Annotated in this window: 30 protein-coding genes and 1 tRNA gene; 16 read left to right on the top strand and 15 right to left on the bottom strand. The window is 61.8% G+C overall.

The window, feature by feature from the left end:
• From A4R29_RS15900 to A4R29_RS33170, 4 genes are all read right to left on the bottom strand, one after another.
• Window positions 1–567, bottom strand: coding sequence for a hypothetical protein (locus A4R29_RS15900; RefSeq protein WP_013531312.1), 567 nt, complete (start codon window positions 565–567; stop codon window positions 1–3).
• 3 nt (window positions 568–570) lie between these two features.
• Window positions 571–1980 (bottom strand): methylenetetrahydrofolate--tRNA-(uracil(54)-C(5))-methyltransferase (FADH(2)-oxidizing) TrmFO, encoded by a 1410-nt coding sequence (gene trmFO, locus A4R29_RS15895; RefSeq protein WP_063168111.1) that lies wholly within the window; start codon window positions 1978–1980, stop codon window positions 571–573.
• A gap of 567 nt (window positions 1981–2547) precedes the next feature.
• Window positions 2548–2688, bottom strand: a complete 141-nt coding sequence (locus A4R29_RS33175; RefSeq protein WP_013531314.1) for a DUF1127 domain-containing protein — start codon at window positions 2686–2688, stop codon at window positions 2548–2550.
• A 49-nt stretch (window positions 2689–2737) separates the two neighbouring features.
• Complete coding sequence (locus A4R29_RS33170; protein WP_013531315.1) at window positions 2738–2878, bottom strand: DUF1127 domain-containing protein; 141 nt, start codon at window positions 2876–2878, stop codon at window positions 2738–2740.
• 238 nt (window positions 2879–3116) lie between these two features.
• On the opposite strand from A4R29_RS33170, the gene A4R29_RS15890 reads away from it, so the two are divergent.
• The 5 genes from A4R29_RS15890 to A4R29_RS15870 all read left to right on the top strand — a co-directional run bounded on the left by A4R29_RS15890 (window position 3117) and on the right by A4R29_RS15870 (window position 7215).
• A complete protein-coding gene (locus tag A4R29_RS15890) occupies window positions 3117–4235 on the top strand; it encodes a DUF2157 domain-containing protein (RefSeq protein WP_063168110.1) in 1119 nt (372 codons plus the stop codon).
• Entirely contained in the window at window positions 4232–4816 is a 585-nt protein-coding gene (locus tag A4R29_RS15885) for a GDYXXLXY domain-containing protein (RefSeq protein ID WP_063172314.1), read from the top strand. Before A4R29_RS15890 ends, A4R29_RS15885 begins: the two co-directional genes overlap by 4 nt.
• A gap of 26 nt (window positions 4817–4842) precedes the next feature.
• Window positions 4843–6291 (top strand): aromatic amino acid lyase, encoded by a 1449-nt coding sequence (locus A4R29_RS15880; protein WP_063172313.1) that lies wholly within the window; start codon window positions 4843–4845, stop codon window positions 6289–6291.
• 351 nt (window positions 6292–6642) lie between these two features.
• Window positions 6643–6727, top strand: a tRNA-Leu gene (locus A4R29_RS15875).
• Window positions 6728–6870: 143 nt separating this feature from the next.
• Window positions 6871–7215, top strand: coding sequence for a hypothetical protein (locus tag A4R29_RS15870; RefSeq protein WP_164919925.1), 345 nt, complete (start codon window positions 6871–6873; stop codon window positions 7213–7215).
• A gap of 351 nt (window positions 7216–7566) precedes the next feature.
• Here A4R29_RS15870 and A4R29_RS15865 read toward each other — a convergent pair whose 3' ends face one another.
• Window positions 7567–8232: an outer membrane protein gene (locus tag A4R29_RS15865; RefSeq protein ID WP_027160415.1), complete on the bottom strand. Its 666-nt coding sequence runs from the start codon at window positions 8230–8232 to the stop codon at window positions 7567–7569.
• Window positions 8233–8326: 94 nt separating this feature from the next.
• Window positions 8327–9178, bottom strand: a complete 852-nt coding sequence (locus tag A4R29_RS15860; protein WP_063168107.1) for an alpha/beta fold hydrolase — start codon at window positions 9176–9178, stop codon at window positions 8327–8329.
• Between the two features lie 147 nt (window positions 9179–9325).
• Between A4R29_RS15860 and ade the strand changes: the two genes are divergently transcribed.
• Entirely contained in the window at window positions 9326–11134 is a 1809-nt protein-coding gene (ade, locus tag A4R29_RS15855; RefSeq protein WP_063172311.1) for an adenine deaminase, read from the top strand.
• 161 nt (window positions 11135–11295) lie between these two features.
• Here the strand turns inward: ade and A4R29_RS15850 are convergent, their stop codons facing one another.
• Both A4R29_RS15850 and A4R29_RS15845 read right to left on the bottom strand, forming a co-directional pair.
• Window positions 11296–12459, bottom strand: coding sequence for an alpha/beta hydrolase (locus A4R29_RS15850; protein WP_024503865.1), 1164 nt, complete (start codon window positions 12457–12459; stop codon window positions 11296–11298).
• A gap of 143 nt (window positions 12460–12602) precedes the next feature.
• Complete coding sequence (locus A4R29_RS15845) at window positions 12603–13676, bottom strand: alpha/beta hydrolase (RefSeq protein WP_013531324.1); 1074 nt, start codon at window positions 13674–13676, stop codon at window positions 12603–12605.
• A gap of 467 nt (window positions 13677–14143) precedes the next feature.
• Between A4R29_RS15845 and ilvA the strand changes: the two genes are divergently transcribed.
• On the top strand, window positions 14144–15400 hold the full coding sequence (gene ilvA / locus A4R29_RS15840; protein WP_013531325.1) for a threonine ammonia-lyase IlvA: 1257 nt from the start codon (window positions 14144–14146) through the stop codon (window positions 15398–15400).
• An 8-nt stretch (window positions 15401–15408) separates the two neighbouring features.
• Window positions 15409–15969, top strand: a complete 561-nt coding sequence (locus A4R29_RS15835) for a DUF1697 domain-containing protein (protein WP_063173702.1) — start codon at window positions 15409–15411, stop codon at window positions 15967–15969.
• An 8-nt stretch (window positions 15970–15977) separates the two neighbouring features.
• Here A4R29_RS15835 and A4R29_RS15830 read toward each other — a convergent pair whose 3' ends face one another.
• Window positions 15978–16268, bottom strand: a complete 291-nt coding sequence (locus A4R29_RS15830; protein ID WP_063172310.1) for a DUF2218 domain-containing protein — start codon at window positions 16266–16268, stop codon at window positions 15978–15980.
• 145 nt (window positions 16269–16413) lie between these two features.
• The gene (gene gloA, locus A4R29_RS15825) at window positions 16414–16854 is read right to left on the bottom strand and encodes a lactoylglutathione lyase (RefSeq protein WP_063172309.1); all 441 of its coding nucleotides are present in this window, start codon (window positions 16852–16854) and stop codon (window positions 16414–16416) included.
• Between the two features lie 217 nt (window positions 16855–17071).
• On the opposite strand from gloA, the gene A4R29_RS15820 reads away from it, so the two are divergent.
• From A4R29_RS15820 to A4R29_RS15810, 3 genes are read left to right on the top strand one after another with little or no spacing between them, the layout of a single operon-like run.
• A complete protein-coding gene (locus tag A4R29_RS15820; protein WP_063168103.1) occupies window positions 17072–17668 on the top strand; it encodes a cold-shock protein in 597 nt (198 codons plus the stop codon).
• A 24-nt stretch (window positions 17669–17692) separates the two neighbouring features.
• Window positions 17693–18253, top strand: a complete 561-nt coding sequence (locus A4R29_RS15815) for a DUF192 domain-containing protein (protein ID WP_063172308.1) — start codon at window positions 17693–17695, stop codon at window positions 18251–18253.
• A 20-nt stretch (window positions 18254–18273) separates the two neighbouring features.
• Window positions 18274–19041, top strand: coding sequence for an alpha/beta fold hydrolase (locus A4R29_RS15810; RefSeq protein WP_063172307.1), 768 nt, complete (start codon window positions 18274–18276; stop codon window positions 19039–19041).
• Between the two features lie 85 nt (window positions 19042–19126).
• On the opposite strand, the gene A4R29_RS15805 is transcribed toward A4R29_RS15810, so the two are convergent.
• Window positions 19127–19729, bottom strand: a complete 603-nt coding sequence (locus A4R29_RS15805) for an HD domain-containing protein (protein WP_063172306.1) — start codon at window positions 19727–19729, stop codon at window positions 19127–19129.
• A gap of 147 nt (window positions 19730–19876) precedes the next feature.
• On the opposite strand from A4R29_RS15805, the gene cysE reads away from it, so the two are divergent.
• Window positions 19877–20725, top strand: coding sequence for a serine O-acetyltransferase (cysE, locus tag A4R29_RS15800; RefSeq protein ID WP_013531333.1), 849 nt, complete (start codon window positions 19877–19879; stop codon window positions 20723–20725).
• A 311-nt stretch (window positions 20726–21036) separates the two neighbouring features.
• Window positions 21037–21240 (top strand): DUF3126 family protein, encoded by a 204-nt coding sequence (locus A4R29_RS15795; protein WP_027160407.1) that lies wholly within the window; start codon window positions 21037–21039, stop codon window positions 21238–21240.
• 64 nt (window positions 21241–21304) lie between these two features.
• On the opposite strand, the gene A4R29_RS15790 is transcribed toward A4R29_RS15795, so the two are convergent.
• Entirely contained in the window at window positions 21305–22030 is a 726-nt protein-coding gene (locus A4R29_RS15790) for a hypothetical protein (protein WP_024503873.1), read from the bottom strand.
• A 125-nt stretch (window positions 22031–22155) separates the two neighbouring features.
• On the opposite strand from A4R29_RS15790, the gene A4R29_RS15785 reads away from it, so the two are divergent.
• The gene (locus A4R29_RS15785) at window positions 22156–22497 is read left to right on the top strand and encodes a DUF6949 family protein (protein WP_063168099.1); all 342 of its coding nucleotides are present in this window, start codon (window positions 22156–22158) and stop codon (window positions 22495–22497) included.
• Between the two features lie 19 nt (window positions 22498–22516).
• Window positions 22517–23044 carry a gamma carbonic anhydrase family protein gene (locus tag A4R29_RS15780; RefSeq protein ID WP_027160406.1) on the top strand — a complete coding sequence of 176 codons (528 nt, stop codon included), beginning with the start codon at window positions 22517–22519 and terminating at the stop codon, window positions 23042–23044.
• Window positions 23045–23092: 48 nt separating this feature from the next.
• Here the strand turns inward: A4R29_RS15780 and A4R29_RS15775 are convergent, their stop codons facing one another.
• A complete protein-coding gene (locus A4R29_RS15775) occupies window positions 23093–23641 on the bottom strand; it encodes an ankyrin repeat domain-containing protein (RefSeq protein ID WP_063173701.1) in 549 nt (182 codons plus the stop codon).
• Window positions 23642–23813: 172 nt separating this feature from the next.
• On the opposite strand from A4R29_RS15775, the gene A4R29_RS15770 reads away from it, so the two are divergent.
• A complete protein-coding gene (locus tag A4R29_RS15770) occupies window positions 23814–24473 on the top strand; it encodes a DUF2726 domain-containing protein (RefSeq protein ID WP_063172305.1) in 660 nt (219 codons plus the stop codon).
• A gap of 188 nt (window positions 24474–24661) precedes the next feature.
• On the opposite strand, the gene A4R29_RS15765 is transcribed toward A4R29_RS15770, so the two are convergent.
• Both A4R29_RS15765 and A4R29_RS15760 read right to left on the bottom strand, forming a co-directional pair.
• Entirely contained in the window at window positions 24662–25270 is a 609-nt protein-coding gene (locus tag A4R29_RS15765; protein ID WP_063172304.1) for a transglutaminase-like cysteine peptidase, read from the bottom strand.
• A 241-nt stretch (window positions 25271–25511) separates the two neighbouring features.
• The gene (locus A4R29_RS15760; protein ID WP_013531341.1) at window positions 25512–26129 is read right to left on the bottom strand and encodes a PilZ domain-containing protein; all 618 of its coding nucleotides are present in this window, start codon (window positions 26127–26129) and stop codon (window positions 25512–25514) included.
• Window positions 26130–26214 lie beyond the last annotated feature (85 nt).

Genomic DNA, 26214 nt, shown 5'->3' with positions numbered 1-26214 from the left:
CTAGCGCCTGGGTTTCGCCCGGCCGGCTTCCGAACCATCCGGCATGGTGGCGCTAATGCGCCGAGTTGTGCCGAAATGCCGGCCGAATTCATGGCCCCCCAAATCTGTAAAATTGGCTTCGAACTCAACCAGCGCGTCGACAATAGCCGGCGCCTCCGAGCTGGGAGCCTCCTGCGTGAATCGTGCACTGAGGTAGACGCCATGAGGATGTGAGGGATCCAGACGGGCTTGGATCGCCCAGAAGGATGACAGCGAATAGATCGCTTTCATGAAATCCAGAATTAGCCGGTCATTGTAGGGACCTTCGACAGGCTGAACGGCAATGATTCTCTTCAAGCTTCGATCACGGTTCTCATTGTAATTTTCATTTTCGTACAGCCAACCTTGGCCCCCGTGAGGCTGACCTATTAGCGCCTCGATAGCGGGTATATGAACTTCGCGCAGCTTCCGCAGGTTGGTGCATCTGACATAGATGCTCCAGCAAATTTCGTAGTCGCCGGCGAAAGGTTCGCCACTCGGCGGCAGGTCCGACGGCAGAAGCTGGTGCAGCTCGGAGTGCTTGGCCACGGACTACTCGGCGGCTTGCGCTTGTGCCGGCAGCCCTAGCCATTCTCGGCAATCAGCCTGCGCACGCGATGTGATGGCGTGCCGCTTGGCAACGGTCTTGTCCTTGCCGCGCATGCGTTTGCCCTCGGCCTTCGGAGCTTCGACAGGTGGGAACAGGCCGAAATTGACGTTCATCGGCTGGAATGAGCGCTTTCCCGGCTCGTCATCGGAGACAATATGACCGCCGGTGATGTGGTTGAGCAGAGCGCCGAAGGCCGTGGTCAGCGGCGGCAGGGACGGAGCAAGGCCGAGCCGCTCCGCTGCGGCGAAGCGGCCGGCGAGCAGGCCGATGGCCGCACTTTCGACATAGCCTTCGCAGCCGGTGATCTGGCCGGCGAAACGCAGGCCGGGCCGCGACTTCAGTTGCAGCGAAGCGTCGAGCAAGGTCGGCGAGTTGATGTAGGTGTTGCGGTGCAGGCCGCCGAGACGGGCGAAATCAGCGTTTTCGAGACCCGGTATGGTGCGGAAGATGCGCACCTGCTCGGCATGCTTCAACTTGGTCTGGAAACCGACCATGTTGTAGAGCGTGCCCAGCGCATTGTCCTGCCGCAACTGGACGACGGCATAGGCCTTTACCGTCGGATTGTGGGCATTGGTCAGCCCCATCGGCTTCATAGGCCCGTAGCGTAGCGTCTCGACACCGCGCTCGGCCATGACTTCGATCGGCAGGCAGCCGTCGAAATAGGGCGTGCCTTCCCATTGCTTGAATTCGGTTTTCTGGCCGTCGACCAGCGCTTGCACGAAGGCAAGGTACTGGTCCTTGTCCATCGGACAATTGATGTAGTCCTTGCCGGTGCCGCCTGGCCCGACCTTGTCGTAGCGCGACTGGAACCAGCAGGTATTCATGTCGATCGTGTCGAAATGGATGATCGGCGCAATGGCGTCGAAGAAGGCGAGCGCATCGGCGCCGGTCGCTTCCGCGATCGACTGGGCAAGCCCGGGGGCGGTCAACGGACCCGTGGCAACGATCGCCTGGTCCCAATCCGTCGGCGGCAGACCTGGCACTTCCTCGCGCCGGATGGTGATCAGCGGGTGTGCTTCGAGTTTTTTCGTCACGGCATCGGCGAATCCGTCGCGATCGACGGCCAGCGCGCCGCCGGCCGGAACCTGGTTGGCGTCGCCGGCGCTCATGATCAACGAGCCGGCCAGCCGCATTTCGGCGTGCAACAGGCCGACCGCGTTGTTGTCGGCGTCGTCGGAGCGGAAGGAATTGGAACAGACGAGCTCGGCCAGGCTATCGGTCTTGTGCGCATCGGTGCCACGAACGGGCCGCATTTCATGCAGGATGACGGGCACGCCGGCTTGCGCTGCCTGCCAGGCGGCTTCGGAACCGGCGAGGCCGCCGCCGATGATGTGGATTGGGTTTTTGCTCATGAGCGCCGGAATAATCGCTTGGTGCGGCGATTGCAATTGCCGTGCGCGGTGCGGGGCAAACAGCTGCTGATGGGAGCGCCTCGTGAAAACAACAACACCCGCCGGGGGAGGAGGTCCGGCGGGTGTCGTTTTTCGGGTCGACCTTCGGGAGGAGGTGAAGGCCGGCCATATTCGTCATCGCCGGGGAGGAGGTCGGCTTTGACGAAATTCCTTTCGCCATTTTTAGAAGGGGCGAAACCTCTGGAGCAAAATTCGTCTTGCCCCTGGGAAACAGCGCCCGCCGCGGGAGGAGGTGCGGCGGGCGCCGTTTTTGTGGCCAACCCTCGGGAGGAGGTGAAGGTCGGGCCGATTCGTCATCGCCGGGGAGGAGGTCGGCTTTGACGAAAACTCTTTCGCTGTTTGAAAAGGAGCGAAACCTTTGGGGCAAAATTCGATTTGCCGGGAAACAACGCCCGCCGCGGGAGGAGGTGCGGCGGGCGCCGTTTTGGTGGTCAACCCTTGGGAGGAGGTAAGGGGTGACCGTATTCGTCAAGGTCGGGGAGGAGGTCGACCCTGGCGAAATTCTGTCTAGATCGCCTGGCGGGCGATGATCTTGATTTCGTCGCGGACGATACCGAGATCATGCAGCTGGCGGTTCGAAAGGCGACCCAGCTCGGTAACCGTCTCGCGATAAACGCGCCAGTTACGATAGTTGCGGATCAGGTTCATTGTCGTTCTCTTTTTCAAAACTGGTTCGGACCATTCGCGGTCCGAAGAATTAGACCGCCTTGCGAGCGACGTAAGGAATGTCGCTGCGGCTGATGCCGAGGTCGGTCAGTTCACGGTTGCTCAGGCGGCTCAGCTCGGACACGGTGTCCCTGTAGCGGCGCCAGTTGCGGTAGTTGCGGATCAGGTTCATGGTAGTTCTCGTTTCGTCTTTCTTGCGGATCATTCCGTTTGTGTACGAACTATAAATAGGCGGACCCATATCGATTTAAAAGCGCTATGGCTGCATGGCAGCAATGCAAATTGTGCAATGCAGCATTAACGCTCGTTCACGGACCTGACACAAAGAAACCCGAATCGGAAAATGCCTAAGCGTCAACGGCTTGACCGGATCGGCTGCAAAAAAGACCAAACTTGGGGGGAGAAGCAGCATGGCGAGCTATTCGTCGCGGGTCAGGGCGGATATCGCGCGCTGGCAGCAGGCCGGCATGATCGACGCCGCGACGGCCGATTCGCTGGCGCGCGATGTCGAGGCCAACGAGCGCAAGTCGCTGAGCTTCGGCTCGATCCTGGCTATGATGGCCGCCTTGCTGTTCGGCGCCGCCATCCTGATTTTCGTCGCCGCCAATTGGGACGCGATCCCGAGGCTGGCGCGCGTGGCGGCGCTGTTTGCCGTCATCCTTGGCGGCTATGTCGGCGGCGCGGTGCTGAAGGCCCGCGACCATGCGGCAATCGGGGAAGCGCTGTGGATCGTGGCGGCCGCGGCTTTCGGCGGCTCGATCGCGCTGATCGGCCAGATGTATCATCTCTCGGGCGACGAGGCCTCGGCTCTGGTGACCTGGGGAGCCGGCACGGCGCTGGCGGCGGTTGCGCTGCGATCGAACCCGCTGACGGTGGCTTCGGTCGGCATCGCCGATGCCTGGCTGGTCCTCAAAGGCTTCGACTATTACAGCCGCAGCGATTTTCCGCACGGCTTCGTCGTGATGGCGATCGTGCTGTTTGCCGTCTCGTTCTGGACCCGCAGCCAGGCGGCGCGCCACCTGATTATCCTGTCGGTGCTGTTCTATCTCATGCTGCTGGTCACCAACCACGACACGCTGCAGGTGGCGATCCCGCTGGTCGTCGCCTCGGCGCTGCTGTTCGCGGCCTCGGTCTTCGCGCCTGGCCCGGTCGACCGGGTCGTGCAACTCGGCGGCCGCTTGCCCTTGCACGCGCTGCTCGCCTTCCTCACCGGCCTCGCAATGATCCAGTTCGAACTCGCCGACGAGAGCACCTACAACAGCGGTTTTGCCCTCGCTTCGGCGATCGCGCTGGCCGGTGTTGTCGCCGCGATCGTGCTGGCAGGACGGGAGAGCCGTGGGCTACGCTGGCTTGCCTATCTCGGCTTCGCCTTCGAACTCGCCATCATCTATGTCGTGACCCTGCAATCGATGCTCGATACGGCCGGTTTCTTCCTGGCCGCCGCGGTGCTGCTCGGCATCCTCGCGATCGTCATCATCCGCGTGGAAAAACGCATGAAGGGCCCAGACGCCAAGGGAGCCACGGCATGATCACCGGGAAAAGGCTTGTCATCTCGGCGCTGGTGCTGGCGCTCGTCCAGATAGGCTTCCTGAGCTGGATCATCGCCGGCCGGGCGGCGATCCTGCGCAACGGCAAGGAAGTGCTGCTGAAGATCGAACCCGTCGATCCGCGCGACCTCCTGCGCGGCGACTATATTATCCTGGGCTACGAGATTTCACGCATACCGGTGAAAATGATCGCCAACATTCCGCCCGACAAATTTTCAAGCGACGATACGTCGATTGTGGTGCGCCTGAAGAAGGGCGCCGACGGCTATTGGCAGCCGACGGCCGCCTGGTTCGGCAAGGCGCCAACGATGGCAACCGCCGACGAGGCCGATATTCTAGGCCACATCGCCGAAGGCTGGGACCTTCGCGGCGAAGAGGCGACCATCGCGCCGGACTATGGCATCGAGCGCTTCTATCTGCCGGAAGGCGAGGGGATGGCGATCCAGAACGACATGCGGGTGCGGCCATTCGGCATCCGTCTTGCGCTTGCCGGCGACGGCACCTCGCAGATCAAGGCGCTGGTCGACGGCGACAAGACGCTGTTCGAGGAACCACTCTACTAAGTCCCTTATTTCCGATGGTGTGAAGCATGCCAGTTAGCCTGTCGACGCGTGAAGACATCAACCTCGACACTGTCTTCCGCGTCGCCTGGAAGAAGGACACGGTGGAGATCAGCGAGAAGGCCTTGCAGCGCATCGCCGAATGCCGCGTCTCGTTTCTGAAGCTGATTGAATCCGATCCGCCACCGGTCATCTATGGCGTCACAACCGCCATGGGGGAATTGGCAAGCCGAAAGCTCGAACCTGACGAGCGTGATCGCCATGCGCGCATCAAGGCGTTTGCCGCCGCCACCTCGTTCGGCGATCCCTTGCCGGATCGCGTGGTCAGGGCGATCGTGCTTGCCCGTCTGACAAACTTCATCGAGGGCAACGCCGCCACCACGCCGCGCATCGCGCTTGCCGTGGCCGCGATGCTCGACGGTGGGCCGATGCCTGTCGTGCCGGCCTCCGGCCAGGGCGGCGCCGGTGAGATCCTGGCGCTCTATCCCTTGTTTGCAGAACTTTCGACGCGCTTCGACCTCGAGGTCAAGGAACGCGGCTCGCTCATCAACGGCTCGCCCTGCGCCGCCGCTTTGGTGGCCGACGCAGCGCTCGCGGGGCGCCGCCGCATCCGCATGGCGCAAAAAGTTTTCGCGCTGTCGATCGAAGCGTTTCGCGCGCCGCTCGAGCACTATGACGCGGCGCTCGACACGCTCTGGGGCGATGAGCATGAAACGGCTGCCCTGCAGGGATTGCGGGAGTTTCTGGTTGGCGCCGGCGATGGGCGACGCAACTATCAGGCGCCGGTCAGCTACCGCATCGTGCCGCGCGTCCTCGGCCAGGCGCATCGTGCGCTGGCGACGGCCGAGCGGGCGGCCAATGTGTCGCTGGCCTCGATATCGGACAATCCCGTCTACATCCCGCCCGACGATGCAGATCGGCTCGGCCGCTGCATCTCGACCGGCGGCTATCACAATGCGATGGCAACGCCGGCGCTGGACGATCTGGCGGCGATATGGGCCGACATCTGCCTGCTCTGCGACCGCCACGCCTCGAAGCTTCTGAACGGCAAGGTGTCGCTGCTGCCGGATCTGCTGATGACCGGACGTCACTCAGCCGATAGCGATGGCCATGGCAATGTCGGCTATGTGCCGATGGCGATCACCGGCTATCTCGAGCAGGCCAAGCTGGCCGCACAGCGCACCTTCATTCCGGGCACGGAATCGGCTGGCGCGGGGCAGGACGACGTCGCCACGACGGCATTCTTCGCATGGACCAAGGAAGCGACCGCCGGCCGCTGCGTCGATGCCGCCATGGCGATGCTGGCAATGATCGCCTCGCAGGCGCTGCACGTCACCGAACGGACGCCGCCGCCGGCACTGCGTTCCTTCGTCGATCAAATCAGAGCTATCGTGCCGCCTGTCGGCGCCGATCGCGTGCTGGGACCGGAGCTTGCCAGGTTGGCGGAATGGTTCACTGAGAAAGTGTTCGAGGCGTAGAGATGCCGACAAGCTGTAGCCAGTGAAATTGGTGCGCCTGAACGGATGAAGTACGAACCTGAGAACACTCCTTCATCTAACGAACTTAGGGTGGCACGCCACCGAAGCTCGAAGAGCGAAGGGTGGTGCGGACGACGGGAATCGAACCCGTACGATCAGAGATCGAGGGATTTTAAGTCCCTTGCGCGATTGCTTGGTTTGTTGCTGGCCAAGGGTTCTGAGCGTCTAGCCCTCCCACATCGTCCCTCGAAGTGTGGGAGTTTCCCACTCAATTCCCACTGGGTTACCGTATGTGGGAAATGCCTTTTTCGCTTTCCAAATAAGTCGGCGCCGCCTAAGTCTGCGGCGTACGCGGGCGTGGTGAAATTGGTATACACACCGGACTTAAAATCCGGAGGCTTCGGCCATGCGGGTTCAAGTCCCGCCGCCCGCACCATGCTTCCCAAAGGATCGAACGCATCACGGAACAGAGGCAATTTAAGCATGGCTAGGCGACCAACGAAAAAACCAGCGAAAAAGATGTCGGCCGGACCGCACAGCTTGGCGCTGCGATTGGATGTCATGGGGGTAACCGCATACATGACCAAAGCTGCAATTGACGAGCTCATCAAAGAGCTAGTCAGGATTAGCAGGTCTGATCCGGAGGAACTCCATGATGTGCATGTTGCGATGCACTTCGGCGGCTGGACGCCCTCAGGCGAATACATCGCGCCGAGTTTCGGCCATCACCATGGGCTTGGATCAATCTTGACTAAACTGCGCAACGAGCAACTGAAGGACGGCATGACGAAGGCGGAAATCGAAAGCGGCATCACGCCAGATGAGGCGTATCGGACTTTCGATATTACCATCATGCATGTGTCTCCCGAGGTAGTTCGGCGCGCGGCCATCGAAAACGAAGCGGCCGAAGAACAGCAGAACTGACGAGCCGCAGGTATGCGCGAGAGAAGTGTTTTAAGTCCCTTGCGTCTACCAATTCCGCCACGTCCGCAGGCCAGCCCTTTTCAGACGCCAGACACAGGCCGTCAAGTCGTGTTGTTGAGCGTTCGCCGAACGTGCAAACAGACCGGGCGGCTTGATGATACTGGCGCGATCACGGAATTATCGGCGCGGCGGGTAGTGGTAGGATGCCTTGTGGTGGATTTGATCCGCCAAGGCCGGCGCCTCTCAGGCCCAACCCATTCCCCCCGCCCACTGGGAGCGTCGGCCACCCTTCCATGAAGAGAGCCCCTCAAGTGGTCGCCTGGGCCGGCAGCGTCGCGATTGTGGGCCTGGTCAGAACTTGTAGCTCAAATTGATCCCGACCGTATTCAGCTTCACGTTCTGATCGCGATCGTTAAAGGGTTCTGCCACCTCGTAGTGCTCGGAGCCGAAATCATAGTAGCGATACTGCGCGCCGACGACGAACTTGTCGGTCAGCGCGTAGTCGACGCCGGCACCCACGGTCCAGCCGACATTCGTGCGCGTGCTGTCGAACGCCGGACCCGCGACTTGCGATGTTTCGATGCCGGCAAAGGCGACGCCGCCAATGCCGTAGACCAGCAGGCGGTCCATGGCGTAACCCGCCTTGGCGTTGACCGACCCGAACCACTTGATGTCGGTGCCGAATGTGCTTCCCAGCGCCGATACCGTCGTGCCGCCGACCGAGGAATAGTTGAGGTCCGCCTCGGCGCCGAGCACCGCCTGGTCGAATTGCCACAGGCCGGCGACGTGGCCGCCGACAAAACCGCCGTCAATGTCGGGCGCGATGGAAAACGGCGCACCTTCTGTCACCGATACATCGGATTGGCCCCAGCCATAGCCGGCCTGCAGACCAGCGTAATAGCCCGTCCAGTCGAATCCGGGCGCGGTCATCGGCACGTCGACCGCCGGGTCGGCTGCAAAAGCCGGCACGGCCAGAACGGCAAGGAAACCGGCACTAGCGACCATCAATCGACGCATCGAACTCCCCGAAATGACGGTTCAGAAAGATCCTCGTCAGAAGGATAACCGCATTCGCCGCAATCGCAATCCCCCTGTCGCCGTACAGAATCCTCTATTTGGCATCGATGAAGTCCAGCACAGCCTGGCTATATTCATCCGGCGCTTGCAGCATGGCGAAATGACTGGCGTTGGGCAGGATGATCAGCTTCGCACCTGGGATGGCGGAGGCGATATAGTCGGTGTGTTCGCGCTTGATCGCCTCATCGTGGTCGCCGGCAACGATCGCCGTCGGCGTGGTTATCTCGGCAAGCTGTTCCTTGCTCCACGCCGGCTCGCTCTCCCACATGTGGCTCATCTGCGCCACGAAGGCGTCATACTGGTCCGGTGTTTTCGACATCTTCTTGTAGTCGCGGCCGGAGCGGTCGATGTAGGCGGCAAAGGTCTTGTTGGTCATCACGCCCGGATCAAGGCCGTCGGTGGTTACGTTGGCGGCTTGCGCGAACAGCCTTGTCAGCCGCTCCGGATGATGCAGTGCGATGTCGATACCGATGATGCCGCCATCGCTCCAGCCGACAAGCGCGGTCTTGTCGATCTTCAGGTGGTCGAGCAGCGCCAGATAGTCCGATGCCATCAAGTCGTAGCCATAGGGCTGCTCGGTGCGGGTGGAGCGGCCGTGGCCACGGCTGTCGGCGACGATTACCTTGTGCGTCTTGGAAAGCGTGGCCACCTGGCTGGCCCAGATGTCGCCGTGGCCGAGGCCGCCATGGATGAGCAGCACCGGATCGCCCGCGCCGAAAACGGCGTAGTACATCTGGATGCCGTTCACCGGCGCGTATCCGCTCTGATCGGGTTTGGGCATGGCCGCTGGTTCCGGCAAGGTCTGCCAACGCTCCTCGGCCACGGCAGAAGTGGTCGACGCTGCGAACAAGATAACGATGGCGAACGCTTTCCAAAAACGGGTCATGTCTTCCCTCATATGGTTCGGTTCGCGGTCAGCATCGCCTTCCAGCCGGATTAGTCAACAAGCTCGCCCTGACGCGGTATGTCGGACCGACGGCTCTGGCGGCGCCCGCCGACATTTGCGAGACTGGCGGCAACCGAGGAATCGCCCATGACGAAAGCAACGCCCGCAAAACCCAGACCGTGGACCGAGATGGCGACACATCTGGTCGATGTCGCCGTGGGGCGCAGACCCGCTGACCTGGTCGTGCGCAACGGCCGCTGGGTGAATGTCCATTCGGGCGAGATCATCGCCGGCACCGACATCGCCATTGCCGGTGGGCGCTTTGCCTATTGCGGGCCGAATGCCAGCCATGCAATCGGCCAGGGCACCAAGGTGGTCGATGCCGGCGGGCGTTATCTGGTGCCCGGCCTCTGCGACGCGCATATGCATGTCGAGAGCGGCATGGTGACGGTGACCGAGTTCTGCCGGGCCGTCATTCCGCACGGCACTACCTCGATGTTCATCGACCCGCATGAAATCGCCAATGTTCTGGGTCTGCCCGGCGTGCGGCTGATGCATGACGAAGCGGTCGCCATGCCCATCAACGTGCATGTGCAGATGCCGTCCTGCGTGCCTTCGGCGCCGGGGCTGGAACATGCCGGCGCCGAGCTGACGGTCGCCGATGTCGCGGAAGCGATGACCTGGGAGAACATTATCGGCCTGGGCGAAGTGATGAACTTTCCCGGCGTCGTCGCCAATGATCCGGTGATGTCGGGCGAGATCGCGGCGACGGTTCATGCAGGCAAAACGGTCGGCGGGCATTATGCCTCGCGCGATCTCGGCCTGCCGTTCCATGGCTACGTCGCCGGCGGCCCCGAGGACGACCATGAGGGCACGCGCGCCGAGGACGCCATCGCCCGCGTGCGCCAGGGCATGAAGGCGATGCTGCGGCTGGGCTCGGCCTGGTACGACGTTGCCTCGCAGATCAAGGCGGTGACGGAGGGCGGAATCGACCCGCGCAACTTCATCCTGTGCACCGACGACAGCCATTCCGGCACGCTGGTCCAGGAAGGCCATATGGACCGCGTGGTGCGCCACGCCATCCAACAGGGATTGAAACCGGTGACGGCGATCCAGATGGCGACGCTCAATGCCGCCCAGCATTTCAAACTGGAGCGCGAGATCGGCTCGATCGCGCCGGGCCGGCTGGCCGACCTGCTGATCGTCTCGGATCTCGCCGCAATGACCATCGACGAGGTCTATGCACGCGGCGTCAGGGTGGCCAAGGGCGGCAAGCTCGAAATCGACATTCCGGCCTATGATTACCCCCGGACGGCGAAGAACACCGTCAAGCTCGGCAAGAAGTTGAAGGGCGACGACTTCGATATCGCCGCCCCCAAGGGCGCCAACGAGGTTCGGGTGCGTGTCATCGGCGTCATCGAGAACCAGGCGCCGACGCGCGCGCTGGAGGCCGATCTGCCGGTCGAGGACGGGCTGGTCGCAATGGACCGCCGCAACGACATCTGCCAGATCGCGCTGGTCGAGCGTCACAGGGGCACGGGCGGCGTCACCAACGCCTTCGTTTCGGGCTTCGGCTATATGGGCGACTGCGCCATGGCGTCCAGCGTGGCGCATGACGCCCACCACATCATCTGCGTCGGCACCAACAAGCAGGACATGGCGCTGGCGGTAAACCGTCTGGGCGCGGTCGGTGGCGGCGTCGTGCTGTTCTCCAAGGGCAAGGAACTGGCGCTGGTCGAAATGCCGATCGCAGGCCTGATGTCGGACGAACGGGCGGAAATCGTCGCGGCCAAGGCCGAGAAGCTCACCGAGGCGATGCGCAAGATGGGCTGTTCGCTGAACAACGCCTACATGCAGCACTCGCTGCTGGCGCTGGTCGTCATTCCGGAGCTCAGGATCTCCGACGTCGGCCTGATCGATGTGACGACATTCCAGAAGGTCGATCTGTTCGTCTAGGATTGTTGATATTCAGGCCATGCCGGCCTGCAAGTAGCGATTTTCTGCGCTTCCGGTGCTCACGTACTTAAGTACGCTCCGCTCCGGTTCTCGAAAACCACCACTTTCGGCTCGGCCTGACCCGAATCTCAACAATCCTAGGGCCAATGCCGCCCGCTGGCTCACCCGCCGGTGGCGATGGTCAGCACCTTGAACGGCGTGGTGATGACGATCTCTGCGACCGAGCCGACGGCCTTGCCGAGGCCCTGGCCGAGATTGTTGAGCTGTGTCGGGTCGGGTTCGTCCGAGGCGAGGCCCGCCGGCGCCCGCAGCCGGTCGCCGAGCAGTTGCACCAGCATCGGGTTGTCGGCGAATTTGGCGTGGTTGAGGCGGTCGCCGCCCTTGGCCTGGGAAAGATCGACCACCGACACGCCATAGCTGGCGAGGTCTGCAGCGTTGCCGTAGTCGCCGACGCGCGGCTTGTCGCCCGAGATCAGGGACGAGAGCTTGAGAGCCCGGTCATCCGCAGAGAGCAGGATGGCGAACGGCTTGTCGGGTTTGCCGTAGCGGATCATCTGCTTCTTGAAGACGTCGACATCGATGTCGGGCGAGGCCAGGATGACATAGCCGAGCTTGCCGCCGAGATCCCGGTCGCCGGTGATGGCAAGCTGGCGCAGCGCCTCCATGGTCACCCAGGTTCCCATCGAATGGGCGATGATGTCGATGCTCTTGACCTTTGTCTTGGCCAGCATCCGGAGCGTCGCCTCGAGGTCGTCGCGCGCTGCGTTGGCGCTTTCCTTGTCGTAGATATAACCCGTGGTCTTGCCGCTCGAAGCCCATGAGAACAGCACCGGGGTGCCGGGATATTTGGTGTCGTGGGCGATCTGCGTCAGCCGGTAGATGCCGTCGTCAAAACCGTTGTTGAAGCCGTGCACGAAAACCAGCGCACGGTCGCCGCGCATGGAAATGTCGGCGCCGACCGCTTTGGCGAACTGGGGCGCGCCCTCATAGAAAGTGACGTCCTTGGCGGTAAAATCCTTGGCAGGATTGCTGTTTGCCGATCCCTTGGCCCGCTCGATGGCGCCGACCTGATGGCTTTTGGGAACGGTGACGTCGACACGGGCAAAGCTGGTGGTCAGCGAGCGATCGCCGTCGTAAACCTGTCGCGGCTCTTTTGTTGCCCTCTGGCGGGTGGTGGCGACGAAGATTTCATGCGTGGCCGCGATGTCGGATGCGGGCACCGAGACCGTCGTCCTGTTGAGCAGGTCGTGCGTTTTTCCGCCAGCGCAGCCGGTGACAGCGAGCGCCAATGCAACGACGAGGTAGCTCTTCGAACGCACGGTCACACGCAGGCTCCCGCAAAAGGGGACGTCAAACGCGTGACGTCGCTGGCTATTCCGATAAGGCCAGAGACCGGCGCGGTCCAGTTCAAAGTGAATCCATACGCCCGCGATGCCGGGCAGGCACGGCGAAAGCCGCTGGACCGCACCTATTGACCAAGCAGGCTGATGCGGTCGGTGACATCACGGTCGCTGGCAAAGCCGTCATCCTCGCGCAGCCGCTGGCCGATCATCTTCACCAGCGTCGGATTGTCGGCGAATTTCGTATGATTGAAGCTGTCCGATCCCTTGACCTTGGACAGGTCGACGACCGTCACGCCATAGGAGGCAAGATCGGCGGCGTCCTTGTAATCGCCGACACGCGGCCGTGAACCGGCGATCAGGCCGGAGAGCCGCAGCGCACGGTCGTCGTCCGATAACAGCAGGATGAACGGCTTGTCGGGCTTGCCATAGCGCCGCATCTGGCTCTTGAACACGTCGACATCGATGTCGGGCGAGGCCAGCACCACGTCGCCGAGCTTGCCGCCGAGATCGCGATCGCCGGTGATGGCCATCTGGCGCAGCGTTTCCATGGTGACCCAGGTTCCGAGCGAATGTGCAACGATGTCGATGCGCCGCGCGCCGGACTGCTCCAGCATCCTGAGCGTCACTTCCAGTTGGTCGCGGGCAGCGCTGGCGCTTTCCTTGTCATAGACATAGTCGGTGGTCCTGGCGCCCGATGCCCAGGAAAACAGCACGGGCGTGCCGGGATAGCCGGAATCATGGACGATCTGGGTCAGGCGATAGACGGCGGCATCGAAGCCGGTGTTGTAGCCATGCACGAAGACCATGACGCGGCCGCCGCGCGCCGCGATGTCGGCGTTGAGCGCGCTGGAGAATTTCGGCTGCGTGTCGTAGCCGACGACCTCGGAGGCCATGAAATATTTGGCCGGGTCGTCCGACTTGCCGCGCGAGCGGCGCTCGATCTGGCCGGTCTTGTGAAGCCCCGGAACGGTGACGTTGACGCGGGCATAGTTCAGCGTCGCCGACCGTTCGCCGTCGAAAACCTTGTTGGGATCGTCGGATTTCTTGCGCGTCGTGGCGATGAAGATCGAGTGGTTGCCGGCGATCTCCGTCACCGGCGCCGACACCATGGCGCTGCCAAGCAATTCCTGTGTTTGCTGGCCGGCGCAGCCGGCGACGAACAAGGCCAGGACAACGGTAAAAATCTTCTTCAAAGGCACGCCTGAATTTCCAACTCCGGCCGAAAGGCCTGTCTATCCTCACGATACCTCCCGGACAGGCAGAGTGCGGCAGAACTAAGTCCTGTCGAGTCGAAATGTGATCGGCGCCCCGCTGCGGCCATCGCAGTGTTGCGCGAAAGCCAAAATGGCGGGAAACGGCTGCGTGATGTGCGCAATGAGCGGCGTCGCCGCCGGCCCTCCAATCCCCGCGGAGATAGCGATTTCATACCGCCCGATGCGAGGGGGCATGAGAATGCACCCGCAAGTAGCTGAAAATATTTCGCAAAATTTCCGCCCGGAAGGACGTAAATGATGGACGATGGCGCTGCGGAGCCGGATATGTGATAGGCGGGCTCGCGCCGCACCTGGTCATGGCGCTCAACAACCGAACGTTCGCGACCCGATTAATGATAGAGATCCGCGGACAGCATGCAACGCAAGGTGATTTTCCCCAGGGGTGGTTTCCGATGAACAGTTTCTCTTCCCGCGTTGCTGCCGCTGCCGCCGCGATCCGCCAGATCTTCCCTGAAACGCCGCTACAGGAAAACGACTATCTGTCGAAAAAGACCGGTGCGCGGGTGCTGTTGAAGCGCGAGGATCTGTCGCCGGTCCGCTCCTACAAGATCCGCGGCGCCTTCAATTTCTTCCGCAAGACGCTCGCTGCGGGCAACGAGGCCGAACTGTTCGTCTGCGCGTCCGCCGGCAACCACGCGCAGGGCTTTGCTTTCGTCTGCCGCCATTTCGGCAGGCGAGGCGTCGTGTTCATGCCGGTGACGACGCCGCAGCAGAAGATCGACAAGACCAGGCTGTTCGGCGGCGATTTCATCGAGATCAGACTGGTCGGCGATTTCTTCGACGATTGCTATCGCGCTGCCCTGGAATTCACCGACAGTTCCGGCGCCCATATGGTGCCGCCTTTCGATCACAAGGACATCATCGAGGGCCAGGCAACCGTCGCCTACGAGATCGCGGACCAGATGCCGGGCGCCCGCATGCCCGATATCGTCATGCTGCCGGTCGGCGGTGGCGGACTTGCCGCGGGCGTCACCCACTATTTCGCCGATCAGGGCAGGGAAGCACGCTTCGTCTTCTGCGAACCGGCAGGCGCGCCGAGCCTGCGCGAGAGCCTCGCGGCGGGGAAACGGCTCAAGCTCGCCAAGGTCGACAATTTCGTCGATGGCGCCGCGGTGGCCGAGATCGGCCGCGAGCCGTTGCGTCATCTCAAGGATTTTCCGGCCGACACGGTGCGGCTAATCCCGGAAAACAGGCTCTGCGCCACCATGATCGAGATGCTCAACGTCGAAGGCGTCGTGCTGGAGCCGGCTGGCGCGTTGGCGATCGATGCGCTCAAGGATTTCTCCAAGAAGGAGATCAGGGGCAAGACCATCGTCGCCGTGGTTTCGGGCGGCAATTTCGATTTCGAGCGGCTTCCGGACGTCAAGGAACGGGCGTTGCGCTTCGAGGGTTTGAAGAAATACTTCATCATCCGTTTTCCGCAGCGGCCGGGCGCGCTGCGCGATTTCCTCGAACTGCTCGGACCCGACGACGACATCGCCCGTTTCGAATATCTGAAGAAATCGGCGCGCAATTTTGGTTCGGTGCTGATCGGCATCGAAACCAGGGACCGTCGCAATTTCGATCGGCTCAAGGCGAAGTTCGAGGCCGAGGGCGTTCAGTATCAGGACATCACCGACAACGAGACACTGGCCGGGTTCATAATATGAGCGATCGGATGATTGATCCGGGAAAAATCTTCGTCGCGCTGTTTTCCGGCATCAATGTCGGCGGCAACCGCATCGTCAAGATGGCGGAGCTGCGGTCGTTCTTCGAGGGCCTCGGCTTTTCCGACGTCGCCACCTACGTGCAGAGCGGCAATGCCGTGTTCCGGGCGAAGAAAGGCGACGCGGCGGCACTGGCGAAACTGCTCGAAGCAGCCTTCGAGAAGAAATGGGGGTTCCATTCGCGCATCATGGTGCGCGATCTCTCCTGGTTCGAGAAGCTGGTGCGCGAAAATCCCTATCCGGAAATTGCCGCGGACCACACGAAGCTGCACGCCTATGTGCTGGAACGCGAGCCGACCGCCGATGAGGTGGCGCGGCTGACCGAAAAGTGCACCGGCCCCGAACGCTTCGAGATCAAGGGCGATGTGCTCTACCTCAGCGCACCGAATGGGCTGGGCAAATCGGTGTTTGCCGGGCTGATCCCGCGCACGCTGAAAGTGCCGGGTACCGCGCGCAATTGGCGCTCGGTGCAGGCGCTGCTGGAGATGGCCGCACACGCCGGTAAGAAGTAGTTCGCCGGCTAGGCGGGAGTTGGCTTCCAGTCGAAGGTCAGTTCTTCGCGGAAAGCAAAGCGCTTGATGTGATCGGCGACAACGTTTTCCAGGCGCTCGATCGATCCTGCTTCGTCAGTCGACACCGTGACATGCAGCGCTGCGGCATCGGCAGCCATGACGGTACGGCCCATTGAGAGATCGATGGTGCCATGGGTGGGATCGAACTCGACCGGGAATTTGTGTGCCCAGTGCTTGCACAACTGCTGCAGGTAGCGGCTGGCATGTTCGGTGGCGACGTCGGCATGGCTGGTCGGCATGAATTCTCCTGGGCAAGCGCCTTTTGCATGGCTGGGCGCCGGCCAAGCCTGGCGCCTCAGCCAGACAGATAGGCGCCGCCCCTGAAAAACCAAACGGTAGCGGGCTCATCAGCCTGGCATTGTCCGCTCAAGACAGCGTGATCGGCTACCAGCTTCCGGTGTTCGCCATCGAAGCCCAAGGCTCAGCCTTGGCCTTGGCCGGGCCTTTCTGCAAAAGCTCGATCGAGATGCCGTCCGGCGACTTGACGAAAGCCATGTTGCCGTCGCGCGGCGGCCGGTTGATGGTGACGCCATTGTCCATCAGATGCTGGCAGGTGGCGTAGATGTCGTCGACCTCATAAGCGAGGTGGCCGAAATTGCGCCCGCCCTTGTAGTCTTCGGGATCCCAATTGTAGGTCAGTTCGACCAGCGGTGCCTTTTCATTGATGCCGCTCTCCTCGTCTTCCGGTGCGGCGAGGAAGATCAGCGTGAAGCGGCCCTGCTCGTTTTCGTAGCGGCGCACTTCCTTGAGGCCGAGCTTATTGCAGTAGAAGTCGAGCGAGGCATCGACGTCGGCGACGCGGATCATGGTGTGCAGATAGCGCATGTGATTTCCTCGATAAATTGCGTTGCGGCGCAACATAGGGTCGGCCCTGTCAAAGGGCAATCGTGCGGCGGTGCGCAATGCCGGCAAAGAACAAATCCGGTATTGCCCCAATGAACCGTGAAAAAAGGCACGGCAGGTCTTGCACACACCGGAAGCCGCAGTGTTAATCTGTTGGCAAGAATCAGTTGCGGTGTTCTTGAAAAGAGGGGGCATTCTTATGGGGGAAAAGGCCTCTTTCATGGGGCGGGACGGAACCCTTGGCGACGCCTTGCAGCGTGACGAAGGCGGCGACGCTTCTGATCTGCTCGAAGTAGCCGGCGCCATCAAGTGGTTCGATGTGGCCAAGGGTTATGGTTTCATCCTCCCGGATGACGGCATCTCGGGCGACATCCTCCTTCATGTGACATGTCTTCGAAGAGACGGCTTTCAGACGGCGCTGGAAGGCGCACGCGTGGTCTGCCTCGTCAAGCATGGCGAGCGCGGATTGCAGGCCTTCCGTGTGCTCTCCATGGATGTCACCACCGCGGTCCACCCGGCCGAGATGCAGGAGCAGCGCACCCATGTCGCTGTGACGCCGGAGAGCGGTCTCGAACGCGCCTTGGTGAAATGGTTCAACCGCACCAAGGGGTTTGGTTTTCTCACCCGCGGCGAGGGTACCGAGGACATCTTCGTCCATATGGAGACCTTGCGCCGTTACGGTATCACCGAGCTTCGGCCCGGACAGGTCGTGCTGGTTCGTTTCGGGCGCGGCGACAAAGGCCTTATGGCCGCCGAAATTCACCCCGATATGGGGACCTTGCCGGTCTCGCACTAGGGCGTTTCCGGCCGAGGATCTCGAATGGCTTACAGGAACTGGCTGACCGCGGGCGCGATGTGCGCGATTGCCTTCATCGCCGCCGCCGGTGGTTACTTCTATTCCGAAAAGCCGACCTCGGCGGACAGCCGGGCAATGATCCTTCCGGCCGATCCGGCGCCATTGGTCGTGGTGACGAAAGGCGGTGATCGCTCTTTCTCCATCGAAGTCGCCGACACCGCCGCGGAGCGCGAGGCTGGCTTGATGTATCGCCAGGATATGGCGGACAACCACGGCATGCTGTTCGTCTTCGAGGTCCAGCAGCAGGTTGGCTTCTGGATGCACAACACCCCGATGCCGCTTGATCTGATTTTTGTCGGCCAGGATGGCAAGATCCGGGCGGTCAAGCACGGCGAGCCGCAATCAGACGCCGTCATTTCGCCTGGTGTACCGGTGCGCTTCGTGCTCGAGCTCAAGGCCGGCACTGCCGCCAGGAACGGCATCGAGTATGGCGACCTTTTGCGCCATCCGGCGGTGGGCACGGTGTCCGGCCCGAGCATGCCGCCCGCCGACAATGGCGATGCACCCAATGGCGGTGGCGGTTGAGTGCGCAAGCGGGGTCGCTGATGCAGTTTTTCACCCATGACGGCTTCGATCTTGCTTTCCTCGAGCGCCAGCCGGAATCGGGCGAGGGCGATCCGGTGCTGATGATCCACGGCTTCGCTTCGAGCCACTATGTCAACTGGGTGTCGCCCGGCTGGTTCAAGACGCTGAACGATGCCGGTTACCGCGCCATCGCCTTTGACAATCGCGGCCACGGCGCGTCGTCCAAGAGCTATGATGAGGCCGACTATACGCCGGTCAAGATGGCCTCCGATGCCACTGCCTTGCTCGACCATCTCGGCATCGAGCGCGCCCACGTCATGGGTTATTCGATGGGCGCGCGCATCGCGGCGTTCATGGCGCTGTCCGATCCGGACAAGGTGGCGACGCTGGTCTTCGGCGGCCTCGGCATCGGCATGATCGACGGTGTCGGCGATTGGGATCCGATTGCCGACGCGCTGCTTGCCGAAGATCCGGCCGCGACCAGCCATCCGCGCGGCCGGTCGTTTCGCGCCTTCGCCGACCAGACCCGCAGCGATCGCCGTGCCTTGGCGGCTTGCATCGCCAAATCGCGCGAATTGCTGAGCGAGCAGGATGTTGCCCGCATCGCCCAGCCGACGCTGGTCGCCGTCGGAACCACCGACGACATAGGCGGCTCGCCCGATGAGCTTGCAGCCTTGATGCCGAACGCCAGGGCCTTCCACATCGAGGGCCGCGATCATATGCTTGCCGTCGGGGACAAGACCTTCAAGCAGCGCGTGCTGGAGTTCTATGCCGAAAATCCGCTCTGAGCGGAGGGCCAGGGCAGCGAGAAGCAGTGCCGTAGTCGGGGACGAGGCTGCTTGGCATCGTGATAGGCGCCTATCCTGATTGTCCTTAGCCGTTTGCAAGGGCCGCCAGCGATCGCGCGATGTTTTCCCGGGCCTGCGGTTCGAAGCGCTGGCGAAACTCTTGCGTGTGGAAGATATGCGGGCGGGCGAGGAAACTCTTCAAGACCGCACTGCGTCCGGCTCGCCACATCGGCTCCTCCACCCAGTGGTACTCGCGCCGCACGGCGCGCTCATAGGCGTCGAAGGCGTCCGGTGCGGCACCCAGGATCGACAGGTCCATATCCAGGAAAAGACTTGCGTCCCGTGTGGCCGTCGCGTCGTCGAACGGCGGCACCTGGTGCGTGGCGGTGGCGACGATCATTGCCGAGATGCGGTCGAGACGTGAAGGAGCTGCGCGGCCCGCCAGCTTTTTTTCGGCAAGGGCGGCACTTTGCGCCTCATTGTCCTTGGCCTTGCTGTCATAGACGGCATCGTGGAACCAGATCGCCGCTTCGATCGCCTCGGGATCGGCCAGCAACCTTCGATAGTCGCCAGCCAGCGCCAGCATCGCCTCGATATGGGCAAGGTTGTGGTAGTGGCGGCCCTGTGCCCGGTAGAGTGCTGAGAGCTCGCTTTTCAGCGCGTCGTCGATCAAGGGTTCGTTTTCCATGGCTGCTTGAATTCCCGCGAACCAAATCCATTTGACAAAGCACTAAGGAAAATTGAGTTCAATCGTGCTATGATCTGGCTTATATGTGCGGCCAGGCAACAGGCAAGCACAACAGGCAGGCCAGGCAGGACGCAGGACGAGACGGCGATGAACAGCATCAGCATTTCCCGACACAGCGCATTGAAGCCGGTCGATCCGATCTGGCGTTCGATCCGCGACGAGGCCATGGAGGCTGTCAACCGCGACCCGCTGCTCGCTGCATTCCTCTATTCGACCATCCTCAACCAGGACAGCCTGGAAGAAGCAGTCATTCATCGGCTGGCCGAGCGGCTGGCGCACCAGGACATCGGCTCCGATCTCATCCGCCAGACCTTCAAGTCCATGCTGGCCGACGACAAGGAGTGGCCGACGACGGTACGTGTCGACATCCAGGCCTATTACGATCGCGATCCTGCCTGCGACCGCTTCATCATGCCGGTGCTCTATTTCAAGGGGTTCCACGCCATCCAGACCCATCGGCTGGCGCATTGGCTGTGGAACCAGGGGCGCAAGGATTTCGCGCTCTATCTGCAGAGCCGCTCGTCCTCGGTCTTCCAGACCGACATCAACCCGGCCGCCCGCATCGGCAAGGGCATCTTCATCGACCACGCAACCGGCCTCGTGGTCGGCGAGACCGCGGTCATCGAGGATGACGTGTCGATCCTGCATGGCGTGACGCTGGGCGGCACCGGCAAGGCCGGCGGCGACCGCCACCCCAAGATCCGCTACGGCGTGCTGATCGGCGCCGGCGCCAAGATACTCGGCAACATCGAAATCGGCCATTGCTCGAAGATAGCGGCCGGCTCGGTGGTGCTGTCGCCTGTGCCGCACAACAAGACGGTTGCCGGCGTGCCGGCCCGCGTCGTCGGCGAGACCGGCTGCGATCAGCCGTCGCGCCAGATGGACCAGCTTTTGCCGTCGCAGACGATGGATCAGGTCGTCAGTTTCGACATCTGATCGTCATATGTCCGCTGCCTGAGGCCGTGGGCAGACATGGGCGATTGTTCTCGCCCAAGGTCTTTTGAGATTCAGGTCAGGCCGAGCCGAAAATGGTGGGTTCCGAGAACCGGAGCGGAGCGTACGTTTGGGTACGTGAGCACAGTTCTACCGCGACGCGGTAGAACGGGGAAGCGCAGGAAACCGCCATTTGCAGGCCGGCCTCACGTGAATATCAACAGACCTTAATCAGGCCGCTTGCCTTTACATCGCCATTGTCGACGTGCCAGAAGCGCGTTCGAACGAGCAAGCCCGATGATCGGAGAAGACTGTTGAAGCCGGACGAAATCAGAAAGCTGGACGCCTATTTCAAGCGCGTCTTCCAAAACCCCAGGCTCGAGGTCAAGGCGCGGCCGCGCAAGGACGATTCGGCCGAGGTCTATGTCGGCGACGAATTCCTCGGCATCGTCTTCAAGGACGAGGACGACGGCGACTACAATTTTTCGATGGCGATTCTCGACATCGATCTGGCCTGAGCCAGAAAATCTTGCGGTCGGCCGGCTTCATGGAGCCGGCCAGCCGGGTTCCCTTGAAGCGTTCTTAACGTCCCGCCTTCAGAACGCGCCCGGCTTCAGTGGCGATTGCCGCATCGAGCGCCTGCCAATCGCCCAGAAACTCCCTTGGGAAGCGATAGGTGAGGCTGAGTTCGTCGCCGACCTGGATGTCGCGCTCGCAAGGCGCCAGCGATTGGTCGGCACTCGGCCCGCTCAGGCAACGGGCCACGAACGGCTCCTTGCCGGGGCGATTGCCGACAACCAGCACCTCGTTCAGATAGCCTGATTTCTCGTTGAAACCATAAATCATCGTGCCGCCAGGCCCGGCAGTGCCGGGTCGGGTGATCAGCGCGCTGTAGATCGGCGCGAAGCGGCCGCTCATGTCACGCGACATCATCTGCTGTTCGAAGGACAGGAAGACGATGCTTTTGGCTGTCCCCGTATGGTTGAAATCATCTCGCGCGGCCTCGCTGTAGCCGTCCATCTGGGGATAGCGCAGATAGAGGTCGAGCCGCGAGGCGATGCCGTCGCGCCGGGCCTGGGCGAAACGGATGGCATTGGCCGGGACCGTGATGACATTGTTGCCGATCACCACCTGGTGGGCCGTTGCGTCGTCGGTGTATCCGGCCATGGCGATCGAATGGCCGAACCATTTGCCGGCAAGGCTGATCGCCACCGACAACAGGGCGAGCGCCGCGAACCCGTAGAGCACCCGCTTCATCAGCGTGGAATCGACCACGGTGAGTTCGTTGGCGAGCGCTGCCTGCTTCATCTCAGTCCTCGGATCTCGGGCCGCCCGTCCGCCTCCAGTGTCCCCGGGCGGCACACATCGCACGGCATGGCTCTTGCAGCCTGCATGGAACGACTGTGCAATTTCATGGTAAATGGAAAGTTAAGATGGGACCGCTGGAACTCACACTCTTTGCTTTTGCCGTCGGGTTGACGGCCTGCGGGCTGGCCGGATCGGCCATGGAACTGGTGTCGGGCCGCAAGGTCGCCTTCACCGAACCCTATGTGTCGCCGTCACATGTCTTGCGCTCGCTCCTCGCCACGGCCTGTGCGGGACCGTTCATGCTGGTCAACGACGCCATCGATGCCCGGCGTCAGCGCCGCATTTCAACGTTGGCGCTGATGTCCTGCGGCTGCACGGCAATTGCGTGGACCTTGGCGCTGGGCGTCGTCGTGCTTGCCATTGCCTCATGGTCGGTCCGTCTCCTAGGGTCCGAGCTGCCAGCTTGAGACGATTCGGAGACCAGAAATGCCGCTTTATGCGATCGATGGAACAGAGCCCAGCTTCGCCGATGCGGACTCGAACTGGATCGCGCCCGATGCGACGCTGATCGGCGACGTCAGGGTCGGACGCAATGCCGGCTTCTGGTTCGGCGCCGTCATCCGCGGCGACAATGAGCCCATCGTCATCGGTGCCGACACCAACGTGCAGGAACATACGGTCATGCACACCGATCCCGGTTTCCCGCTGACGATCGGCGAAGGCTGCACGATCGGCCACCGCGCCTTGCTGCATGGCTGCACGATCGGCGACAACAGCCTGATCGGCATGGGCGCCATCGTGCTGAACGGCGCGAAAATCGGCAGGAATTGCCTGGTCGGCGCCGGTGCGCTGGTTACCGAGGGCAAGGAATTCCCGGACAATTCGCTGATCGTCGGCTCGCCCGCCAAGGCGATCAGGGTGCTGGACGACGCGGCCGTGGCAAGGTTGCGCGGCTCGGCGGCGCATTATGTCGCCAACGGCAAGCGCTTCAAGGCGGGGTTGAAGAAGGTTTGAGGCTAGCCTGGCATTTGCTGGTTTCTTAGCGCCTCAACTCACTGTTCGTCAGTTGCGCCCAGCCATCGCATCGCGCAGCAAGGAAGCACCGCCTTCAAAGCCGGCAATCTCGGCTTCCTCGATCGCGGTCCTGTAGTCATCGATGCGGGTTTCGAGCGCCGGGTCGGCGCCCGCCGCCAAAAGCAGACGGATCGCATCGACACTGCGGATGGCCACCGAATAGTGCAGCGGAGTCCAGTCGTTGACGCCCCGCATGTTGGGGTCGGCGCCAGCTTCGATCAGCACCCGCACGATGTCCAGCCTATTGGCGCGATCGGTGGACAGCGCCGCAATGATGGACGGAAACCCGCCATGATCCTGATAATTCGGATCCGAGCCCGCATCCAGCAAGGTCGAGATGAAGCCGACGGGACTCCAATAGATCGCATATTCCAGCGGATGCCCAAGGCCGAACTCAAACGGCATGCGCTCGTCGAACCAGCGCGAAGAGCCGCCCAAGGCTAGACCGAGGCCGTCGAAGTCGCCGGCCTTGAAGGCATCGTCGATCGCCTTGAAGAGGCGATGACGCTCGCATCGATCTTCCGGGATTTCCAACATCGCCGTGTTCCAGAAGGCGAAAACCAACGGCCTATATTGCCCCGATCCCCTGCGCGTGGAAAGGCGGTCGTCCGATGCGTCCAGTAGGTCGACGATGCGCATAACATTTCACGGATTGCTGATATAAGTCATCGCTGAATAATAATCTGCATCGCGGAGGTAGCTTTCCGGCATGCCATTCCAGCTCAGTGAGCAAACGCAGCAAATTCTTTCGCTAATTTGCATTCTGTTAGCTGGCGTCTTCATTGGTATGGCCTTGGAACGTCTCCTATCGAGGAAACGGAGGCAGGCATGGAGGGAGAGCAATAGCAGGCGCTGGGCGAGAGAGCGCAGAGGGGGCGACATTCTTAGCGGCCTATGGGTTGCCCCGAAGCCTGTTTCCGCGCCACCGAAACCGATTGATCCTGCTGACCAGTTGCGGATCGTCATGGGTGCGAGCTTCACTATTCAACCGCTCCTCAACAGGAGTGAAGTGCGCGTCTTCAAGGAACTTGATCGCATGGTGATCAGCTGCAATCCGGGATGGCAGGTGATGGCCCAAGTGTCACTGGGCGAAATTTTGCGCAGCGCGAACGCTGACGCCTACAGCTGCATCAACTCGAAACGAGTGGACCTTCTTCTTGTGGACGAGACTTGTCTGCCTCGACATGCGCTCGAATACCAAGGCCATGCGCATCACCAAGGCACAGCAGCAGCACGTGATGCGGTCAAAAAGGAAGCGCTGCGACGTGCTGGCATCAGTTACCATGAGATCGTCGGCGGTCACACGACACCTTCGGAACTCAGGCGACTGGTTGAGAGGCTGGTGGACAAGCCCACCGCACCGCAATAGCTGACCTTTTGCAACGCAGATTTCTCGGAACCTGATTGGTTTTCGAACGGCCATAGCCAGAAATGGCGGAGCCGGCCCGGGGACGGGGCCGGCTCCTTTCACCCGGTCGTTGGGGACGGGGAGGGTGGGGACTCGACCGGGTTTCTCCTGAAGCGCCTCGCATTCACGCGGCGCGCTTGAGCTCTGTTTTAGCGGACGCTGGCGACCGCGTCGGAGCGGCCGTCATTGATCGTCACCCAAACGCCGGAATTCTGGTCCGACTGGCGCTTGAGATAGGTGTAGTCGGTGTCCGTCCAGGACAGGACCTTGGTCTCAAGATTGTCGAGGATGAATTCTCCGAGGCTGGTGCGCACGGTCAGCACCGCGTGGCCGTCGCCATTCGGCTGGCGCGCCACCGTCATCAGCAGATTGCCGGCGGGGACGCCCGCATCCATCAACTCGCGGCGCTTTTCCAGCGCGTAATCCTCGCAATCGCCATAGCCATTGGCCGGATAGGCCCAATATTCCTCGACACCGTAGTTTTCCATGTCGGTGCGCGGCTTGATGCGGGTGTTGACCGAATTGTTGATGTTGACGATCGTCGCCCACAGCTTGCGGGTCAGTTCGACCGGCGCACCCCTGGGGGTCCGTTCGCTGCATTCGCCGGGAATGCGCTGGCAGAACTCATAGTGACCAACAGGCTGGGTGGTGCGTCCACCGGTGTGCATATAGGCCGGTCCCGCGGCATATGCTGATCCCCAAGCGGAAAGCTGCATCGCCATTGCCGCCAGCAACAGCTTGCCCCTCGTTTTCTTCATTGTTGTAGTCTCCCCGTTCGAAGGAGACATTGCCACGTGTGGATTTATTTGACGCAAAAGCGCGAAGTAGATATTGAGTAAAACTCCAATAGAATAAACGTAAAATTTGAATCATTTGAGTATTAATTCGTTTGGATCTGAAGGCTCCCACCTCGGGCGCGGAGCGCTCCCAGAAACAAGCTCCCAGAAACAAAAAACCGGCCGCAAGGGCCGGTTCCTGGAATGTTGCTGTCGGGCCTGCTCAGGCGCGTGGCGTGTTGAATTCGGAATCAAGCGTTTCGGGACGCTGGATCACAGCGAATTCGATGGCGACGCCATCCTCGAAATGACGCACGACCTGCCCGCGCATGGTGCCAAGCATGACCTGGATGCCGATCGCCGGTTTGACGTCGATTTCGACAGCGGCGCCGGAGAGCGAAAGGTCGATGATGCGGCACTGGTACTGGCGGCCGTCGGTGAGCTGCAGCACGCTTGTCGGATTGCGCGGTGCGACGCGCTCGTGGCGGCGATCTTCCGGCAGGTCGAGTTCATGCTTGTTGGCCAGCCAGGTCAATTGCGCGGCCAGCTTGTCCTTCTTGCGATCCGATGCAATGACGGTCATCGCGAAACCGTCCTGCAGGGTGCGTGTGACGACGCCTTCGATGCGGCCGATATGATCGATGTAGGCGATGATTTTTTCGCCGGGCATGCCGATGCGGTCGGTGCGAAACGCAACATTGCCCGGTGACATGTCGACGACCTGGCAGGGATGTTCGGTGCGGTCTTCCAGCATGAAGCGTCCGTAAATTTTAACCCGGACGCGCTGAAAGTTTCGCCTTTCAGCTTGGGACGGCGCATAGTCGACCGCCGCTGACCTCATGACTGCCTACACCCCGTTTGGCATCCCGCGCGCCGATGCGAGGAACTTCATCACAGAAGTACAACAAAGCGGGTTAACAAAGGGG

It is taken from the genome of Mesorhizobium ciceri biovar biserrulae (genome assembly GCF_001618845.1).
GTDB classification, from domain to species: domain Bacteria; phylum Pseudomonadota; class Alphaproteobacteria; order Rhizobiales; family Rhizobiaceae; genus Mesorhizobium; species Mesorhizobium ciceri.
This window is presented reverse-complemented; position numbering and strand designations above follow the sequence as displayed.